This is a genomic window from Pseudomonas sp. WS 5410, from assembly GCF_012985645.1.
Lineage (GTDB): Bacteria > Pseudomonadota > Gammaproteobacteria > Pseudomonadales > Pseudomonadaceae > Aquipseudomonas > Aquipseudomonas shahriarae.
The window spans coordinates 20,459-38,849 of record NZ_JAAQWS010000012.1; the positions used below are offsets into that span (position 1 = coordinate 20,459).

16 protein-coding genes are annotated in these 18,391 nt (G+C 59.1%); 11 read left to right on the forward strand and 5 right to left on the reverse strand.

The window, feature by feature from the left end:
* Window positions 1–90: 90 nt before the first annotated feature.
* The 9 genes from uvrD (at window position 91) to HBO24_RS17820 (ending at window position 11,490) form a co-directional block, all read left to right on the forward strand.
* Window positions 91–2,274: a DNA helicase II gene (gene uvrD, locus HBO24_RS17785; RefSeq protein WP_170060057.1), complete on the forward strand. Its 2,184-nt coding sequence runs from the start codon at window positions 91–93 to the stop codon at window positions 2,272–2,274.
* Between the two features lie 224 nt (window positions 2,275–2,498).
* Window positions 2,499–3,374, forward strand: a complete 876-nt coding sequence (locus tag HBO24_RS17790; protein ID WP_029290048.1) for a Tim44 domain-containing protein — start codon at window positions 2,499–2,501, stop codon at window positions 3,372–3,374.
* Window positions 3,375–3,559: 185 nt separating this feature from the next.
* Window positions 3,560–4,057, forward strand: a complete 498-nt coding sequence (locus tag HBO24_RS17795; protein ID WP_057440570.1) for an RNA polymerase sigma factor — start codon at window positions 3,560–3,562, stop codon at window positions 4,055–4,057.
* Window positions 4,058–4,100: 43 nt separating this feature from the next.
* Window positions 4,101–5,081, forward strand: coding sequence for a FecR domain-containing protein (locus HBO24_RS17800; protein ID WP_240435954.1), 981 nt, complete (start codon window positions 4,101–4,103; stop codon window positions 5,079–5,081).
* A 135-nt stretch (window positions 5,082–5,216) separates the two neighbouring features.
* Window positions 5,217–8,333: a TonB-dependent receptor gene (locus HBO24_RS17805; protein ID WP_170060058.1), complete on the forward strand. Its 3,117-nt coding sequence runs from the start codon at window positions 5,217–5,219 to the stop codon at window positions 8,331–8,333.
* A gap of 43 nt (window positions 8,334–8,376) precedes the next feature.
* Entirely contained in the window at window positions 8,377–8,499 is a 123-nt protein-coding gene (locus HBO24_RS29625) for a hypothetical protein (RefSeq protein WP_262152946.1), read from the forward strand.
* Window positions 8,500–8,628: 129 nt separating this feature from the next.
* Entirely contained in the window at window positions 8,629–9,390 is a 762-nt protein-coding gene (locus HBO24_RS17810; protein ID WP_233093208.1) for a Slam-dependent surface lipoprotein, read from the forward strand.
* A 93-nt stretch (window positions 9,391–9,483) separates the two neighbouring features.
* The gene (locus tag HBO24_RS17815; RefSeq protein ID WP_057440572.1) at window positions 9,484–10,983 is read left to right on the forward strand and encodes a surface lipoprotein assembly modifier; all 1,500 of its coding nucleotides are present in this window, start codon (window positions 9,484–9,486) and stop codon (window positions 10,981–10,983) included.
* Window positions 10,984–11,082: 99 nt separating this feature from the next.
* Window positions 11,083–11,490, forward strand: coding sequence for an SMI1/KNR4 family protein (locus HBO24_RS17820; RefSeq protein WP_029290059.1), 408 nt, complete (start codon window positions 11,083–11,085; stop codon window positions 11,488–11,490).
* A 52-nt stretch (window positions 11,491–11,542) separates the two neighbouring features.
* Here the strand turns inward: HBO24_RS17820 and HBO24_RS17825 are convergent, their stop codons facing one another.
* On the reverse strand, window positions 11,543–13,306 hold the full coding sequence (locus tag HBO24_RS17825) for a cation:proton antiporter (protein WP_057961209.1): 1,764 nt from the start codon (window positions 13,304–13,306) through the stop codon (window positions 11,543–11,545).
* A 295-nt stretch (window positions 13,307–13,601) separates the two neighbouring features.
* Between HBO24_RS17825 and HBO24_RS17830 the strand changes: the two genes are divergently transcribed.
* Window positions 13,602–14,087, forward strand: a complete 486-nt coding sequence (locus HBO24_RS17830; RefSeq protein ID WP_057961210.1) for an acyl-CoA thioesterase — start codon at window positions 13,602–13,604, stop codon at window positions 14,085–14,087.
* Between the two features lie 56 nt (window positions 14,088–14,143).
* Here the strand turns inward: HBO24_RS17830 and pdxY are convergent, their stop codons facing one another.
* Complete coding sequence (gene pdxY / locus HBO24_RS17835; protein ID WP_057440574.1) at window positions 14,144–15,016, reverse strand: pyridoxal kinase PdxY; 873 nt, start codon at window positions 15,014–15,016, stop codon at window positions 14,144–14,146.
* 116 nt (window positions 15,017–15,132) lie between these two features.
* Here pdxY and HBO24_RS17840 point away from each other — a divergent pair, with 116 nt between their 5' ends.
* Complete coding sequence (locus tag HBO24_RS17840) at window positions 15,133–15,525, forward strand: DUF3301 domain-containing protein (protein WP_057440575.1); 393 nt, start codon at window positions 15,133–15,135, stop codon at window positions 15,523–15,525.
* On the opposite strand, the gene HBO24_RS17845 is transcribed toward HBO24_RS17840, so the two are convergent.
* Genes HBO24_RS17845 through zigA form a run of 3 tightly spaced genes read right to left on the reverse strand, consistent with a single transcriptional unit; the run spans window position 15,519 to window position 18,379 of the window.
* Window positions 15,519–16,481 carry a CobW family GTP-binding protein gene (locus tag HBO24_RS17845; protein ID WP_057440576.1) on the reverse strand — a complete coding sequence of 321 codons (963 nt, stop codon included), beginning with the start codon at window positions 16,479–16,481 and terminating at the stop codon, window positions 15,519–15,521. The genes HBO24_RS17840 and HBO24_RS17845 overlap by 7 nt on opposite strands.
* A gap of 45 nt (window positions 16,482–16,526) precedes the next feature.
* Window positions 16,527–17,171: a DUF1826 domain-containing protein gene (locus HBO24_RS17850; protein ID WP_057440577.1), complete on the reverse strand. Its 645-nt coding sequence runs from the start codon at window positions 17,169–17,171 to the stop codon at window positions 16,527–16,529.
* A complete protein-coding gene (gene zigA / locus HBO24_RS17855) occupies window positions 17,171–18,379 on the reverse strand; it encodes a zinc metallochaperone GTPase ZigA (RefSeq protein ID WP_057440578.1) in 1,209 nt (402 codons plus the stop codon). Before zigA ends, HBO24_RS17850 begins: the two co-directional genes overlap by 1 nt.
* Window positions 18,380–18,391 lie beyond the last annotated feature (12 nt).

Genomic DNA, 18,391 nt, shown 5'->3' on the forward strand with positions numbered 1-18,391 from the left:
TTACCGATTGAACAGCGCCGGCGGTTTTTTTGTAGCGACCACCCGGCAATGGGATTTGCCCCCCTTCCCCCGGCACCCTAGAATGCGCCGATGCGCGATGATCTCTCCCTTTTGCTGAACTCCCTCAACGATGCCCAACGCCAGGCCGTAGCAGCCCCCGTTGGCCGTCAGTTGGTCCTGGCCGGTGCTGGCTCCGGTAAAACCCGCGTGCTGGTGCACCGTATCGCCTGGTTGATCCAGGTCGAGAACGCGTCCCCGCATTCGATCCTGTCGGTGACCTTCACCAACAAGGCCGCTGCCGAGATGCGCCACCGCATCGAGCAGTTGATGGGCATCAGCCCGGCCGGGATGTGGGTCGGCACCTTCCACGGCCTGGCGCACCGCCTGTTGCGGGCCCACTGGCAGGAGGCGGGCCTGGCCCAGACCTTCCAGATTCTCGACAGCGATGACCAGCAACGCCTGGTCAAGCGGGTAATCCGCGAGTTGGGCCTGGATGAACAACGCTGGCCGGTCCGCCAGGCCCAGTGGTTTATCAACGGCCAGAAAGACGAAGGCCTGCGCCCGCAACATATCCAGGCCAGTGGCGACCTGTTCCTGGCCACCATGCGCAGCATTTATGAATCCTATGAAGTGGCCTGCCAGCGTGCCGGCGTCATCGACTTCTCCGAACTGCTGCTGCGCGCCCTCGACCTGTGGCGCGACAACCCCGGTTTGCTCGCGCACTACCAGAAGCGCTTCCGGCACATCCTGGTGGACGAGTTCCAGGACACCAACGCCGTGCAGTACGCCTGGTTGCGCCTGCTGGCCAAGGGCGGCGACAGCCTGATGGTGGTGGGCGACGACGACCAGTCGATCTACGGCTGGCGCGGCGCGAAAATCGAGAACATCTACCAGTACTCCGACGACTTCCCCGACGCCGAGACTATTCGCCTGGAGCAGAACTATCGCTCCACCGCCGGGATCCTCAAGGCCGCCAACGCCTTGATCGCCAATAACACCGGGCGCCTGGGCAAGGAGTTGTGGACCGATGGCGGCGAAGGCGAGGCGATCAACCTCTACGCGGCCTTCAACGAGCACGACGAAGCGCGCTATGTGGTCGAAACCATTGAAAGCGCCCTGAAAACCGGGCTGGCCCGCAGCGATATCGCTATTTTGTACCGTTCCAACGCCCAATCGCGGGTGTTGGAAGAAGCCTTGCTGCGCGAGCGCATCCCGTATCGCATCTATGGCGGCCAACGCTTCTTCGAGCGTGCGGAAATCAAGAACGCCATGGCCTACCTGCGTTTGCTGGAAGGCCGCGGCAACGATGCAGCGCTGGAGCGGGTGATCAACGTACCGGCACGGGGCATCGGCGAGAAAACCGTCGAGGCGATCCGCGAGCATGCGCGTCACAGCGATGTGTCGATGTGGGAGGCCATGCGCCTGCTGATCGCCAATAAAGGCCTGACCGGCCGCGCTGCCGGGGCTTTGGGTGGGTTTGTCGAGTTGATCGACAGCCTCGCCGCCAAGTGCCTGGAAATGCCGCTGCACCTGATGACCCAGACCGTGATCGAACAGTCCGGCCTGATCGCTTATCACGAAGCGGAAAAAGGCGAGAAAGGCCAGGCCCGGGTAGAAAACCTTGAGGAACTGGTCAGCGCCGCCCGCGCGTTCGAGAACAGTGAGGAAGATGCCGACCTGTCGCCATTGGCGGCGTTCCTCGGCCATGCCTCCCTGGAAGCGGGCGATACCCAGGCCGACGAGCACGAAGACAGCGTGCAGTTGATGACCCTGCACAGTGCCAAGGGCCTGGAATTCCCCTACGTGTTCCTGGTGGGCATGGAAGAAGGCCTGTTCCCGCACAAGATGAGCCTGGAAGAGCCCGGCCGCCTTGAGGAAGAACGCCGCCTGGCCTACGTGGGTATCACCCGGGCGATGCAGAACCTGGTGATGACCTACGCCGAGACACGGCGCCTGTATGGCAGCGAAACCTACAACAAGGTCTCGCGTTTCGTACGGGAAGTGCCGAAAGGGCTGATTCAGGAAGTGCGCTTGTCCAATAGCGTAAGCCGGCCGTTTGGCGGCGGCCAGCAGCAGAACTCCAGCAGCATGTTTGCCGGTTCGGAAATTCCCGAGACCCCGTTCAGCCTTGGCCAGCAGGTCAGGCATGCGATCTTTGGCGAAGGGGTGATCCTCAACTTCGAAGGCGCCGGGGCCCAGGCCCGAGTGCAGGTGAACTTCGCCGAAGGCAGCAAGTGGTTGATGATGGGTTACGCCAAGCTCGAAGCGGTCTGACTGAGCGTTCCCACGCTCTGCGTGGGAACGACCGGACGCTCTGCCTCGGTGTAATGGGTCGCCTTGCCCTTGTTTTTCACACGTACGGGCCAATATCTGTAATTAGTCCTACAGACCATTCCGAATAGGTCTTACGCAAAAGCCCGAAACATTATGCCGCTAGCCACTGCCTCTACACCTGTGCAACATGGCGCGCGTGCAATCCACAAATGGGAATTCCCTTTATGAAACGTTTTCTTAGCATCGCCATGGCGTTGTGCATCGGCCTGACGATGAGCCTCGACGCCAACGCCAAACGCTTCGGTGGCGGTAAAAGCTCCGGCGCAGCGCCGAGCCACCAGACCAGCCAAATGGCCCCAGCCGCTGGCGGCATGGGCGGAGCGGCTGCCACTGCAGGTGCAGCCGGTGCCGCAGGCGCTGCTGCCAAGGCCGGCGGTGCTTCGCGCTGGTTGGGCCCTCTGGCCGGTATCGCTGCCGGTGGCCTGCTCGCTTCCATGTTCATGGGCGGCGGCTTCCAGGGCATGCAGATCTTCGACATCCTGATCATGGCCGTCATCGCCTTTGTGATCTTCCGCTTTATCGCCGCCCGTCGCCGCAAGCAGCAGGAGCACCTGGCTCCAGCCGGCGCGCCGATGCAGCGTGAAGTGTTCGAGCAAAAGCCTGCCATGGGTTCGATCTTCGGCGGCTCGGCGGCACCGGCTGCTGCCGCTCGTCCGGTGATCAATGCGCCAGCCTGGTTCAACGAAGAGCGTTTCGTCGAAGCGGCCCGCAACCACTTCCAGTCCCTGCAGCAACACTGGGACGCCAACGAAATGGACAAGATCGCCGAGTTCGTGACCCCGCAACTGCTGGAGTTCCTCAAGCGCGAACGTGCCGAGTTGGGCGACGCTTTCCAGTCGACCTATATCGACGACCTGCGCGTACAACTGGAAGGTGTGGATGACCGCGCCGACAAGACCATCGCCACCCTGACCTTCAGCGGTGTGTCGAAGACCTCGCGCTTCGATCAGGGCGAAGTGTTCAGCGAAAGCTGGAACATGGAACGTCCACAGGGCGAAAACCAGCCTTGGCTGGTAGCCGGTATCCGCCAGAACGGCTGATCCGCAAAGGCCTACAGCCTGCTGTAACGAACACCCCGGTCTTGTGCAGTGCTTTAAGAAGCCTGCACAGCCGGGGTGTTTTTTTGCCTGTGGAAAAGTCGGCATGGGGTTTTGCTGGATTAATGAGAACGACTCTCATTATACTCACCCTCCCCGGTTCTGCCCGAGCATAGGAAAGTGCCGCCGTGCTGGAAAAACTGTTCACTCAACATGCACCCGCGTTGCATCGCTATCTGTTGCGCAAAAAGTGCTCCCCAAGCCTGGCCTCGGACCTGGTGCAGGACACTTTCCTGCGCATCGCCCAGTTGGAGAGCCTGGAGCGCGTGCTGTGCGCGCCGTCCTATCTGTTTCGGGTAGCGCACAACCTGATGATCGACCATCACCGCCGCTATGGTGAAAAGCGTTACGACAACGACCCCAGCGCCTTCTTCGCCACCCTGGTCGACGAAACCAGTTGCCCTGAAGAACAGGCCCTCGGCGCGTTGGAACTGGAGCACCTGGAAAGCCTGCTGGAGCGCATGCCACCGCGTACCCGCGATGTGTTCATGCTGTGCCGGGTGGAGGGCATGACGCACAAAGAGACCGCGCGCTATTTACGGATATCCACAAGCTCTGTACAAAAACACATGGCCATGGCCCTGGCCAGGATTGGCCGGGCGCTTGAGCCGGGCCAAGAGGGCTGAGCCTTGTGTACGACAAAGAGCCAAAAGGTAAATAGACCGAACCGTGAACGCCTCCCCACAGACTATCGACCCGGTAGAGCGCAAAGCTGCCGACTGGGTGATGCGCCATCGCCAAGGACAGCTTTCGGCACGTGAACTCGAGGCTTTTCAGCGCTGGCTGGCCGCCGACCCGTTGCACGCCGCCGCCGCCGAGCGCGCCAATCGTGCATGGCAGGCTACCGCCCAGCTCAAGCAACGCCCCGGTTATGTAAAACCCCAGCGCCCGCCGCGGTCTGCCTGGTTGCGCATGCCGGTGGTCGGCGGCAGCGCCGTGGCTGCACTGGTGTTGGGCTGCTGGATGCTGCTGGCCCCACCCTTCTGGCTACAAGCCCTGAACAGCGACTATCACACCGGTTTTGGCGAAGTGCGCCAGATCACCCTGGCCGATGGCAGCCAGGTGGAATTGGGTAGCCACAGTATCCTGAGCCTGGTCTACGACGATCAGACCCGGCGGGTGCGCCTGAGCCAGGGCGAGGCGGTCTTCACCCCTGCGCCAATGAATGAACAGGAGCGGCGGCCCTTCACCGTACAAGCGCCCGGGGCCGATATCACCGCGCGAGGCACGCGTTATCTGGTCGGTGTGGGCAAGGATCGCGAAGGCTGGGTGGGTGTGCTGCAACACCGGGTCGAGGTCAACCTGACCCCGCACGGGCGCGATGAGGCCGCCGGCTCCGCGCTGCTGGAGCAGGGTAACAGCCTGCGCTTCAGCCCCAAAACGGGCCTGGTGCCGCTGAACACCAACCCCGAGGAACTGGCCAGTTGGCAGGAAGGCCGGCTGGTATTCCAGCGCGAGTCCCTTGCCGATGTCGCCGCCCGCATCAACCGTTACCGACCCGGGCTGGTGCTGGTCAAGGGCGAGGCGCTGCGCAACGCCCGGGTCAGCGCGGTGATGCGCCTGGATAACCTGGACGACGCGCTTGAACACCTGGTGGCGCAAGTCCACGGGCGCATGGTCGACCTGCCAGGGCTGACGCTGATCTACTGAGTAACCTCAGGCAGCGTAAGTTTCTAAATCGGATAAAAAACTACATACATAGATCATAACGATCTATCGCGTTTTTGCAGCTGGGCCGTTTCTACTACATGTGAATAAATCTTATTTACTTTAGTGAGGCCGGTTTTGCAGACGCAAGAGAACAACAAAAAACGCCAGGGAACAAAACGTACCCGGCTGAGCCTGGGGATCCAGTTGGCCGTCATTGCGCTGGTCGCCGATGCCGCGACCATCAGCGCGGTGCTGGCGGCACCAGCCGCCAGTGCAAACCACGCCCCGGCCACTGACCTATACACGTTCAACGTACCCACCCTGGCGCTGGACGAAGCCTTGGTGCTGTTGGCGCGTCAAGCCGGTGTCGAGCTCTACTTGGGCAGTAACGACCTCACCAAAAGCTACGGTAACCCAGTCAAGGGTCGCCTCTCCCTGGATGCCGCACTGCAAACGCTGCTGGCCAACCAAGGGGTCAGCTACAGCCTCACCGGCTCTGCCGAACGCCCGATCATCCAAGTGCAATCGATGCCGAACTCGGCGGGCATCCAGGCCGGCGACCTGCATCCGACGTACATCATGGGCATGGAAGGCAAGCAGTCCCGGGACGAGAAGGGCTACAACGATATCTACGACCAGGACATCTCCTCGGTGTATGCCGGCAAGGAGCAGATCGAACGCTACAAAGGCGCGGCCCCCGCCGATATGTTCAAGGGCATGCTCAACGTGTACAGCGGCGACTCGCGCAACAGCGGCGCACTGGACCCAAACATCCGCGGCATCCAGGGCCCCGGCCGCGTGCCGGTGACCATCGACGGCACCGAGCAGGCAATCACCGCTTATCGCGGCTACATGGGCGCCAACAACCGTAATTACATCGACCCCAACTTGATCGGCAGCATCAAGGTGCTCAAGGGCCCGAACCTGGAGCGTAACGTCTACAGCGGCGTCGGGGGGGCAGTGGTAGCCAGCACCCTGAACGTCGACGACATACTCAAGGAAGACCAGGCGTTCGGTGGCGAACTCAAGATCGAAGGCAGCAACAATTCGGTGTCGCCCAAGCTGCCGACGCTGCTGACCGGGCAGACGCGCAGTCCCGACTATCAGCACATTCCCCTCCACTCTTACTACGATCCTTCGCTGTACAAACATCCGCGCACGAGCAGTAACAACAAACTCCTGTCCAGCGATGATTCTGCCTATCGTTTAGCCTTGGGCACACGTCAGGAGAAATTCGAACTGTTGGCGGCCTACGCCTTCCGGGAAAAGGGCAACCACTACGCAGGCAAGAACAAGACCGACTTTTACTCCACCGGTAAACAGATCAACGGCCAATTTGACTACATCCCCAACCTGGCAAATATCTACAAGCCGGGCGATGAGGTACCCAACACTTCCAGCAAGATGGCGTCCTGGCTGGGCAAGGCCAAACTCAAGATCGATGAAGGCCAATCCCTGGAGTTCGGCTACCGCGATACGGATGCGCTATATGGCGAAATCATGCCATCGCGCATCTCGTTCTTCAGGCCCCAGGACCTCTATGACGCAGCCACTTACGGCGTACCGCAGTGGCCCTTGAGTCATGTACAAAGCAAAGCCTACAACCTGGAATACAATCTCAAGCCTGAGGGCAACCCATGGGTGGACTTCTATTCCAACCTCTGGGCAACCAATACCCGCAGCGATACTTACAGCAGCGGCGGTGTACCCAATCAGACCACCGAAGATGATCGAGTGTACCGGAACACGGCCGTAGCCAATGCCCAGCATGACCGCGTCGGTTTGACTGCAAGCAACAAACTCAAGCTGCTCGACAGCCTCGACCTGACCCTCGGCGGCAGCTACCAACATGAAAAGCTGGGCTCGAACGATAACTATCAAGACCCCATCATCGGCGACACATTGCGCATGTATCCCCGCGCCGGACGCCGGGTGGAAAAAGAGTACAACTTCAACTTCGATTGGAGACCCGTCACATTTGCCCGATTCAACGCCGGGATGCGTTATTCATCGTATTGGGCATTTGATGACTATCTCAAAGGCGACCAAGACAAGACAGGGACAATAACGCAAGACGTACCAACCGGTCGGCGAGTGTCTTACGTCACTCAAAAAACGCTGACAGACCACGAATTGAAAGTATTGATTGATGAAAAAATAGCGTACGAGAGCCAGTTTTGGGATGGCTTCGGTATGACGGATGAAGAGCGTTTAGAGGATGTAGAACGGATCAAACGAGATACGAAGCGTATTCAAGATACCAAACACCTTGTTAACTGGGCACATGATGGAAAAGGTCGTTATTCACGCGATAACAATCCGTGTATTAATGGTGTGAACGCTGGGGAAAATATTATTCAGTGCACGGCAGACGACAATTATATTACCGAGCAAAAAGATATCAGTGCCAAACATCAGAAAGACAGCGGCTGGGTGCCAAATTTATCAGTGACCTTTTACACCTCGGAAAATGGTCGAGTTTATCTTCGCTACAGTGAAGCCATCCGCTACCCAAGCATGTTTGAAAGCACCATAGGATTCTCGTCGTCTACAAACCCTTGGGGACTTGAGCCGGAGCACGCCTATAACTACGAAGTCGCTTACATTCATAACCTTGCCGGGTGGGGTGGTAGTGAGAGCGCCGACGTCAAATTGACCTATTACAACAACACCACGAAGAACGTGATTGAACGCAGCCCCCAACTGCGCTTCAGTAATCTGGAAAAACAGATGACCTCCGGCGTGGAGTTTCAAGGTCGCTACGATAGCGGGCGCTTTTTCACCGATTTCAGCCTCGCCCATGTCCTGAAAAATAAAGTCTGTGATGAAGATTCAGCCCTATCCATCAGCACCGATGGCAGTACCCCTGACTGCGTGGATGATGGCTTTGTGGGCGGTTACTTGGTGAGCATGTCTCAGCCCGAGTGGTCAGCCAACCTTGGATTGGGTGCACGTTTCCTCGACCGTAAACTAGAGATCGGTGGCCGCGCGATTTATTACCGTCAGCACGAGAGCAAGTTCAACAGCAATTACCCAAACAGCGCCATGGTCAGTTACTACATCAACACGCCCATGTCATGGGACAAAATCGTCACTTATGATGCTTATGTAAACTACAAGTTGACCGATGATGCCTCCATCGAGCTGACGGGCACTAACTTGAGCAACCTCTACTATATCGACCCGATGACGCGTTCGGCCATGCCCGCACCCGGCCGCACATTAAAACTTGCATTTACTACCACTTTTTAAATTTCAAGGCTCAGCAAACCAGAGACAGTAACGCCTGAATTAAATGTCCAACGTATACATCACCAAGGGGAGCTTCTTCGGTGCCGGCACCAATGCATCGCTGGCCGGTATCGCCAAATTTACGAATCGTGATTACGACACCGCTTTCGGCGGGATTGTTAAATGAACATAAGTTTCTATTGAAATCATTTTATCACTACGTTCCAACTTGCGAGGTGTGACATGGGAGGCTAAAGAAGCAATCGGCAAATGCTTGACGTGTTGACTTAATTTAAATCACTCAATGGATGATGAAATGAAATCTTTCAAACACACAGTATTGGCAGTGGCACTTCTGGGTCTGGCTGGCGTTGCTCAAGCAGCCACTTCTTCTGGTCAAAGTTACGATGGCACCATCGTTGTTGACGGTTCCAGTGGCACCGGCTCTACGAACCACCCTGGCTCGGCGGGTCAGCCTGCCATTGGCGTAAAAGCGTTTTACAACGGTACAAAAGTTGCCTTCAGCGGCTTGAAAGGCATGGCTGCCAACGACGCAAATGGTGTATCCACCATTACTACCGCGATGATGCCGGCTTCCCACTCCACACTGGGCAACTTTGACTTCAAACAAGTCGCCAACCAACAGGTGTACTACGGCGAGTGGTCGCAAACCGGCGCCAACAATGACCCAACCCGTGTTGTGTACTACTCCGGCGACACCACTGGCCGCGTACTGCCAACTGCCAACGTGACCTATGCGGTACAGGGCATTAACAATTACTCCGGCGCTAACGTACTGTCCGGCGACCTGACCGCTTCCTTCGGTACAGCGGCACCAACCCTGACCGGCTCGTTGAGCAACAGCGCCCTGAAAGTCCAGTTGTCGGCCAACATCAACACTGCCGATGCCAGCTTCGCCGGTACTGCACGAGCGCGTGACGCCGTGAGTAACGCAAGCCTGTCAACCGGCACCACCCAAGGCAGCTTCTTCGGCGCAGGCTCCACCGCGTCGCTGGCCGGTATCGCCAAGTTCTCCGATCGCAACTACGACACCGCCTTCGGTGGTGTCGCCAAGTAATCGCCGGTTGAACCTGTTGTAGCACCACCTAAGCAAGTGCCTGCCCCCAGGCACTTGCTTTGGGCGTTTTGAAGCGATCCCGAGAGCCCGGTAATGCCCCAGCCCTACTGCAAGCGATCCCTCACGCTCCACGTTTTGCCCTTTTTCCTACTGCTGTCCATAACCCCTACGGTATTTGCTGCCGACCAGGACACCAGCCTGCGCCTAAACCAGACCATCGAGTACCGCGCCAATGAGCAAGAGCGCGAGTTGCTCAAGGATGAAATGCCCAGCGACGTCGCCGCGCCACTCTTGAACATCGACGGTCAGGACTACACCGTGGGCAACACCCTGGATGAGTTGGGCCGTGCAGTGTATGTGTCGATCTCGCGCCATAACTGGTCCCAAGCCAGGGACTACCTCAAGCGCTACACCGCCCTGCCCGGCCACGACCCGATGCTCACCGCCTATGCCAAGGGTGGCCTGGCCCGCGCCGATGGCGACCTGGAGCAAGCCGAAGATTATTACCACGAATTGCTGGCGATACAGTCCGACTTCCTGCCGGGCCGCCTGGAGCTGGCGCGGGTGCTGTTCGAAAACCGCAAGGATGGCGAGTCCAACGCCGTATTCCAGCAGATCAGTAGTGGCCTCAGCCCCTCCGACGCGCAGGCCATGGGCCTGGGCAAGACCGTCGACAGTTTCAAGCAGGCCCTGGATCACCGTGAAGACTGGCAAGGCTCCTTCGCCATCGGCCCGACCTGGGGCAAAAATCTCAACCAGTCCCCCGAAAGCACAGTGACGTATCGCTATGTCACTGCCGAAGAAACCATTCTGGTCCAACGCTCGCTGCCCAAGGCTGTGTCTGCCCACGGCACCGATTACGAGGCAACGCTCAACAAGCGCATCGCCCTTAGCGGCCATCACGGGGTGTTCATGCGCTCGCTGTTGTACGGCCAGGCGTATGAAAAGGAGAGCAAGTACAACGAAAGCACAATTATCAACAACGCCGGCTACAGCTATCACGATGCGAAAAACCAGTACGCCCTCGGGCCATCCTATGAATTCAACACCATCGCCGACAACGCCATGTACAGCGCCTGGGGGCTGCGCGGCGAATGGATTCACACGCTGTCAGCCACGCGGATGTTCAAGCTGGAAGGCGAATACAAGGACATGGCCTACAAACACGAAATCAATAGCAACCTCGACGGCGGCATCAGTTCTTTCTACGCCACTCTGTGGCAGGCCCTGCCCCAGCGCTGGACGTTGTTCGGCGGCGTGGACCTGAGCCAGCGCAACGCCCGGGACAGCACCCAGGCTTACCTGCAAAAAGGTGTGCGACTGGGCGTCGCCAAGGATTTCGAGGTGGGCGTCAGCGCTGTGCTGTTCGCCTCATACCGCCAGCGCCAATACGATGCCTACAGCGCCATTGTCGATGAGCGACGCAACGACGATGAACAGGGCTACACCTTTATCCTGCGCGCCCCACGCCTGGCGGTGATGGATGTGGTGCCCAGTCTGACGGTCAAGTACAACAAGGTCGTCAGCAATGTCGACTGGCTTTATTCCTACGATAAAAACAGCATCAGCCTAAAGCTGGAAAAGCAGTTTTAACCAATAACCCCGGGTTTTCTATTTCGCGGTTGCACTTATAGCGAGCTACTGTATAAAACGCCCCTATAAACCGCGCCATTTAGCATGAGGATCCCGGCCGTGGAAGAAGTTATCGAACAATTGCGTGAAGCCAACGAACCGGTACCGGTTCCTCTGGAACTGCCCGACGAAGACCAGTTGGTGGAAGTCGAAGAACAGCTGTTTATCAACATCCCGTTTGTGTTCAAGGAATTCCTGCTGACCGTCAGCGATGTGGTGTATGGCAGCCTGGAACCGGTGACCATCACCGACCCCCAGTCCCACACTTACCTGCCGGAAGTCGCCGCCAATGCCTGGGATATCGGCGTGCCTCGCGAACTGATCCCGATTTGCCAGGATGGCGACGACTACTACTGCGTCGAAGAAGACGGCACGGTGGTCTTGTGGTCCGGCGAAGAAGAACTGGTAACCGAAGAGTCATGGGAATCGGTGTGGCACTGGGCGCGGGACGTGTGGCTGGAAAGCTGAGCCAAAACCAGTGACAAGGGGGCGGTGTGCAAAGCCCCCTCGCCACATACGCTCAATGCTCCGGCGTGTCCTTGTGATTATCCAGGGTTTCCAGCAAGGCCACTTGCATGCGCGTATGGATGCGGATGAACCAGCGCCAGAGCACGGCAGCCACTGCGGCCGTCACCACCGCAATCAATACCAGCAACTTGTTGGTCGGCAAAATACTGGCCGACAAGGCCGCCAATAGCAGGAAGATCACCAGCAGCGAGAGAATCGGGATCAGTTCGGCAATCACCCGCCGTACACGTTGGGTATGGCGCCCAGCCATTTCCGGCTTCACGCTCATTTCCGCCAGCAGCATCGACAGCGCCTTGAGCTTGCGATACGCGGCAATCAGAAACGGCAGCGACAGTAGCAACGCACCACCCCAGATCAATGCCTTCTGCCAGCTCGGATCACTGATCCAGCCTTCCAGATACCCTCCAATGCGCGCGGCGAAAAAGCTGCCGGTAAAGAAGATCGCCACCACCAGCGCCAGGTTTACCCCTACCTGCAAGATGATCTTGCGGATCATCGACGCCAGCATCGCGCCTTCGCCCTGGGGCGAAATGCTGCGCAGCCATTCGCCATACATGCCAAACACCCGGCTCAGACGCTGTGGCATCACAGCCGCGATCTTCAAGGACAATGGGTCGGCGCCACGAATAAGGTATGGCGTGAGCAACGTAGTGATGGCGGAAACGGCCACCGCCACCGGGTAGAGAAAGTCGCTGGTGACCTGCAAGGTCATCCCCAGCGCCGCAATAATGAAAGAAAATTCGCCGATCTGTGACAGGCCCATGCCCACCCGCAACGAGGTGCGGCCGTCATTACCGGCGATAAACGCGCCAAGGCCACAGGACAGCATCTTGCCCAGCACCACGGCCACAGTAATCACCGCAATTGGCCACGCGTATTGCAGCAGGATCTGCGGGTCGATCATCAAGCCTATGGCAACGAAGAAGATGGCACTGAACATGTCGCGAACCGGTTCGATCAGGCGTTCTATTTTCAGCAACTGCCGGGACTCGGCCATGATCGCACCGATCAGGAAGGCGCCCAGCACCATGCTGTACTCCAGCTTGACCACCAGCAGGCAGAAGCCAAAACACAGGCCCAGGACGGTGATCAGCAGCATCTCGTTGCTTTCAAACTTGGCCACGTAGGCCAGCAGGCGTGGCACCAGCAAAATGCCAATCACCAGGGCCACGATCATGAACAGTGAGAGCTTGCCGACCGTGGAAAATACCTCGCCGGAGCTGACCGTGCCGCTGACGGCGATGCTTGATAACAAGGCGATGATGCCGATGCCCAGGATGTCCTCGACGATCAGCACGCCAAAGATCAGTTGGGCAAAGCGCTGGTTTTTCATCTTCAGGTCGTTGAGCGCCTTGACGATGATGGTGGTCGAGGAAATCGCCAGGATCGCACCGAGGAACAGTGAATCCATGGTGTTCCAGTCGAACCATTGGCCAATTTCATAGCCAATCCAGATCATCAGGATGATTTCCAGGAAGGCCGCGATAAACGCCGTGGCGCCGACCTTGAACAGCTTGCGTAGGCTGAACTCCAGGCCCAGGCAGAACATCAGGAAAATCACCCCCAGCTCGGCCAGGGTCTTGATGGTGTCTTCGTCGTGGATCAGGCCGAAAGGCGGGGTGTGCGGGCCGATGATAAAGCCGGCGACGATGTACCCCAGGACGACCGGCTGCTTGAAGCGATGGAACAGGATGGTCACCACCCCTGCCACGAGCATGATCACGGCCAAGTCCTGGATAAAACTGATGGCGTGCATGGCGAGGGGCTCCTTGAGGGTACTGGCACTGTCCCGAATTCCAGGCAGCCGCCACAACGGCGCGCAATATGCGGAAGGAAAAGTCTGCCTTATTCGTAAGAAATGCCCTTGAAATGGGCTTTTCAAGGGTAACACCGCGACTTGCGGCAGAAAGCCGGTGCAATATATGGAAACAGATCGCCCTGGGCGTGACGGCAAGCCCCGTCCCGGCGTCCCGTTAGGGATGGCGCTGTAATGATTCGAGCATCCGCAGAGGTGCCCCCCCCCAACCAATGCCTACAACCGTGAGTGTGCTATGGAACCCGGAAACGCCCAGCTGTCGATGACGGTATTGATGACCCCTGACATGGCCAATTTCTCAGGCAATGTCCACGGCGGTACCCTGCTCAAGTACCTCGACGAAGTGGCCTACGCCTGCGCCAGCCGTTATGCCGGCCGCTATGTCGTCACACTGTCGGTGGACCAGGTGATTTTTCGTGAGCCGATTCATGTGGGCGAACTGGTGACATTTTTGGCTTCGGTCAACTACACCGGCAACACGTCGATGGAAGTGGGGATCAAGGTGGTCACCGAGAACATCCGCGAGCGCTCGGTGCGCCATACCAACAGTTGCTTCTTCACCATGGTTGCCGTCGACGACGCCCGCAAACCGGCCGCCGTGCCAGCGTTGCAGCCACAGAACAGTGAAGACAAGCGCCGGTTTATCCAGGGCAAACAGCGCCGGCAGATTCGCCAGGAGCTGGAGAAGCGCTACCAGGAAATCAAAGCCGACGCGCTGTAAAACACAATCCCCCTGTAGGGGCTGGCTTGCCAGTTCCTACAGGGGGATTTTGGGTGTTACAGACTGATCGGCGTGGCTTCAAAGCGCACGCGCGGATGGGCGATGCGGTCCTGGGCCCGTACCAATTCCAACTCGTAACTGGCGCATGCCTGGGTTTCCAGCAGCACTTCATGCACAGCCGACGCCGTGAACTCGAACGCGGCCAGCAGGCTGTCGCCCAGCAGCACCCGCGCCAGGAACAGGCCCGATGTCAGGTCGCCCACCCCCACCGGCTGGCGCGCAAATGCCAGCAGCGGCCGGCGCAGGTGCCAGCTGCCTTCGGCCGTCACCAGCAGCATTTCGAAACCATCCGCCAGCTTGCCCGGGTAGTCCAGGTGCTTGACCAGCACCGCTTTGGGCCCACGCGCCAGCAGGGCGCGCGCCATGCCCAGGCAATCGAACAGCGACTGCGGTTTACGCCCGCAAAAGCTGTCCAGCTCCAGTTGGTTGGGGCACAGGAAGTCGGCCATGGCCACCGCTTCGTCCAGCAAAAAATCACTGACTTCCTGGGGTACGATGCAGCCTTTTTCCGGATGGCCCATCACTGGGTCGCACAGGTACAGGGCCCTGGGGTTGATCGCCTTGATCCGCGCCACACCGCTCAGGATCGCCCGCCCCTGGGCGGCGCTGCCCAGGTAGCCGGACAGCACCGCATCGCAGTTGCCCAGTTCGCCAATCGCCGCAATCCCCTCCACCAGCGCCGGAATTTGCTGCGGCGCCAACACTTCTCCCGCCCAGTGGCCATACTGGGTATGGTTGGAGAACTGCACGGTGTTGAGCGGCCAGACATTCACCCCCACTCGCTGCATGGGAAATACGGCGGCGCTGTTGCCGGCATGGCCGAAGACCACATGGGACTGGATCGCAAGCAGATGAGGTGTGCGTTTCATGCAGGAAACTTCCGTAAAACCGTTGAATTCTGGCCGCGCAGTATGCGACTAAAAGCATCCTGTACGACAGACCGGAGACACAGTTAAGCTGGCCTTACTTTGTTGGAGCAAATCGCATGCTGACCCTGGGAAATATCTTTGTGCTGATGCTAGTGGCGGCGGCTGCCGCCTGGGTGTGGCACAACCACGGCTTGCGCGAGCGTGCGCTGGAGAGGGTCAAACAGCATTGCGCCAAGCTCGACATCGAATTGCTCGACGGCGCCGTGGCCTTGAAACGCATCGGCTTCGTCAAGGACGCCAGCGGCCGCCGGCGTTTGGCGCGGGTCTACAACTTTGAGTTCACCGTGACCGGTGAGGCCCGCCACCCTGGCACCATCACCCAGTTTGGGGCCCACAGTGCGCAGATCGAACTGGCGCCCTACCCGTTTGAAATAAAGACCCCGCCGCCCAGCGCCGAAGTGATTGAACTGAGCCAGTGGCGTCAGGAGCACGGCAAGAGCCGTCACTGACGGCAAGCGGCCAGGGCCTTTTGCAGTTCTGCCACGTCCTGCTTTTCGCTGAAGATCAGCTCGATGCGTGAGTCCCGGCGCCATTCGCTGGGCTGCCAAGTGAGCATGGTGTTATCCACAGCGTTGGCCGAAACCCAACCATCGGCGCTGTGGATAACCAATTTGGCACGGCGCCAGTCCAGGCCCTGCAACCATTGCCGCAGCAACGCGGGATCGAACTGCTGGCTCGGGTGCCAGCGCCAACCGATGCTCCAGCCGCCTGCCTGCGCCTGGTGCAGGCAAATCGGCACGCACGGATCGCTCCAGATTGCCGGGATTTGCGTCAACCCCTTGGGCATTTCAAAGTTATCCACAGGCGCTCCAGCCTGTGCGCCGAACCCTGGCAGGCGGACCAATGGCAGTTGCGCCTGTCGAGTCCAGTAAACCTCGCAGGCTGGTAATGTGTTTTCGATAACGCTGCGTTGCGCGGCATCCAGCCCTTCTTCCTTGTTCAGCACCAGCAACCCGGCACTGGCCAATGCCTCGCGTTGCGCGTCGGGCAACGGTCTGCCTGCCGCCAGTGCCTGGGCATCCAGGACCAGCACACAAGGCTGGACGGCCAGCACGGTTTGCCAGGGCGCCTGGCGCAACTGCGCCAGCAATTGCGCCGGGTGCCCCAACCCTGAGGGTTCGATAAACAGGCGGTCCGGCTTGGCCTTACGCAGCAGGCGACCTAGCCCTATCTGGAATGGCGCACCATTCACACAGCACAAACAGCCACCGGCCACTTCGCCGATGGCAATACCGTCGTCATCCAGGGTCAGCAGCGCAGCATCCAGGCCAATCTGCCCGAACTCATTGATCAACACCGCCCAACGCTCATTGGCCGGGCGCTGGGTGAACAGGTGCTTGATCAAGCTGGTCTTGCCAGCCCCCAAGGGGCCGGCAATCACATGCGTGGGAATATTCTGCAGCATCGTGGACATTATTCAGGCCGTGTAGAGACGATTGATCCTACCCGGTTATGCCAGCCAATCCAGCGTCAGAATCAGCCGTCGTTCATTGGCGGCCAGCGCCGGCGAACGATGAATCAAGCCGTAGCCTTCATTGCCACGCCACTTTTCGCCTTTGAGCAGGGCGACTTCACCGCAGTGGATCTGTTCGATGCGCTCGGTGGGCTCCGCGTCCGCCTGACTCAACTGACGTCGGTCCATCACCCCTTCGCGCAACCATTGGCTGCCGATACCGGCATAGGTGGTGATCAAGCGCACGGGCACATGATCGACGTGAAAACGCGGGCACATGGCCTTGTCCAACAGCCTTAACCGCACGCCAATACGCTTGGCGCCCAGCAGGCAGGCAAAGGCGCTGACCAGCCATGCCACATCGGCGATAAACCCGTCGTAGCCTTCAAGGTCACGACAACCTGCGGCCAAGCCCTGCAAGTTGGGCTCAGCATCTTCACTGTCCAACTCAACCACCAGCGATTCTGCCAGCGGCTCGTTCAGCGAGACCAGCAACGCACCAAACTCGGCGATATGCAGCGGCAACTGGCGCTGCCACAGCGCCAGGTTCACCCCGTTATCGAGGATATCGGCGAGCGCCAACGGGGTTTCACCACGGGTCTGGCGAATCACCGGGCGCAGTTGAATCACAGGGGCCAACATCAGGCGGCTGCCTCCTCATACCAAGGGCCAAAAGGATCGACCAGCAGGCGCCAACCTTCGACGCCCTGGGCCATTTCATCGTCGGTCAGCAGGCACGCATCCAACTCCGCGCGCAGGCGCACGAAGTCGATGTTCTGCCCGATAAACACCAGTTCCTGGCGGCAATCGCCGGTGCTCGGTTGCCAGTTCTCCATGATCGCCGCGACGCTTTGCTGGTCCTCGGGCCATTGGCTCTTGGGCACAAAGCGCCACCAGCGACCGGCAAAACCATGGCGCATCAAGCCACCGGCCTGGGACCAACTGCCGGCGTCGCGATGTTTGCTGGCCAGCCAGAAAAATCCCTTGGAGCGCAGCAGCCTGCCGTTGACCCACGGGCGGTCGATAAAGTCGAAAAAACGCTGAGGATGGAATGGCCGGCGCGCCCGATAGGCCGTGGAGGCGATGCCATATTCTTCAGTCTCCGGCACATGTTCGCCGCGCAGTTCCTGCAGCCAGCCCGGCGCCTGGGCCGCGCGCTCGAAGTCAAAACGCCCGGTATTGAGGATCTCGGCCAGCGGCACTTCGCCCATGACCATGGGAATGATGCGCGCCTGGGCATTCAGGCGTTCAAGGATGGCCACCAGTTCTTCACGTTCGTGGCTGCTGATCAGGTCGATCTTGCTGATAAGGATGACGTCGGCAAACTCGATCTGCTCGATCAACAGGTCGGTGATGGAACGTTCATCATCTTCACCCAGGGTTTCGCCCCGTGACGCCAGGCTTTCGGCGGCTTGGTAGTCGAGCAGGAAGTTCATGCCGTCGACCACGGTGACCATGGTGTCCAGACGCGCAATGTCGGCCAGGCTCTGACCGTTTTCATCGCGAAAGGTGAAGGTTTCTGCCACGGGCAGCGGTTCGGAAATGCCAGTGGATTCGATCAGCAGGTAGTCGAACCGACCCTCCCTGGCGAGCTTTCCGACCTCAACGAGCAAGTCTTCGCGCAAAGTGCAGCAGATGCAGCCGTTGCTCATTTCCACCAGTTTTTCTTCGGCGCGATTGAGGCTGACGTCGCGCTGTACCGCAGCGCCATCAATGTTGATTTCGCTCATATCGTTGACGATCACCGCCACTCGCAGGTTTTCGCGGTTGCGCAGGACGTAATTGAGCAGCGTGCTTTTACCGGCGCCGAGAAAGCCGGACAGCACGGTTACGGGTAGACGGTCGGTCATCGGGTGTTCCTC

What these genes read in the sequence shown, in the direction of transcription:
- HBO24_RS17810 (WP_233093208.1), top strand. Translation starts at nt 8,629, where the DNA reads ATGAAATCTTTCAAACACACAGTATTGGCAGTGGCACTTCTGGGTCTG.
- uvrD (WP_170060057.1), top strand. Translation starts at nt 91, where the DNA reads ATGCGCGATGATCTCTCCCTTTTGCTGAACTCCCTCAACGATGCCCAA.
- zigA (WP_057440578.1), bottom strand. Translation starts at nt 18,379, where the DNA reads ATGACCGACCGTCTACCCGTAACCGTGCTGTCCGGCTTTCTCGGCGCC.
- HBO24_RS29625 (WP_262152946.1), top strand. Translation starts at nt 8,377, where the DNA reads ATGTCCAACGTATACATCACCAAGGGGAGCTTCTTCGGTGCCGGCACC.
- HBO24_RS17845 (WP_057440576.1), bottom strand. Translation starts at nt 16,481, where the DNA reads ATGCTGCAGAATATTCCCACGCATGTGATTGCCGGCCCCTTGGGGGCT.
- HBO24_RS17850 (WP_057440577.1), bottom strand. Translation starts at nt 17,171, where the DNA reads ATGTTGGCCCCTGTGATTCAACTGCGCCCGGTGATTCGCCAGACCCGT.
- HBO24_RS17815 (WP_057440572.1), top strand. Translation starts at nt 9,484, where the DNA reads ATGCCCCAGCCCTACTGCAAGCGATCCCTCACGCTCCACGTTTTGCCC.
- HBO24_RS17830 (WP_057961210.1), top strand. Translation starts at nt 13,602, where the DNA reads ATGGAACCCGGAAACGCCCAGCTGTCGATGACGGTATTGATGACCCCT.
- HBO24_RS17790 (WP_029290048.1), top strand. Translation starts at nt 2,499, where the DNA reads ATGAAACGTTTTCTTAGCATCGCCATGGCGTTGTGCATCGGCCTGACG.
- HBO24_RS17840 (WP_057440575.1), top strand. Translation starts at nt 15,133, where the DNA reads ATGCTGACCCTGGGAAATATCTTTGTGCTGATGCTAGTGGCGGCGGCT.
- pdxY (WP_057440574.1), bottom strand. Translation starts at nt 15,016, where the DNA reads ATGAAACGCACACCTCATCTGCTTGCGATCCAGTCCCATGTGGTCTTC.
- HBO24_RS17825 (WP_057961209.1), bottom strand. Translation starts at nt 13,306, where the DNA reads ATGCACGCCATCAGTTTTATCCAGGACTTGGCCGTGATCATGCTCGTG.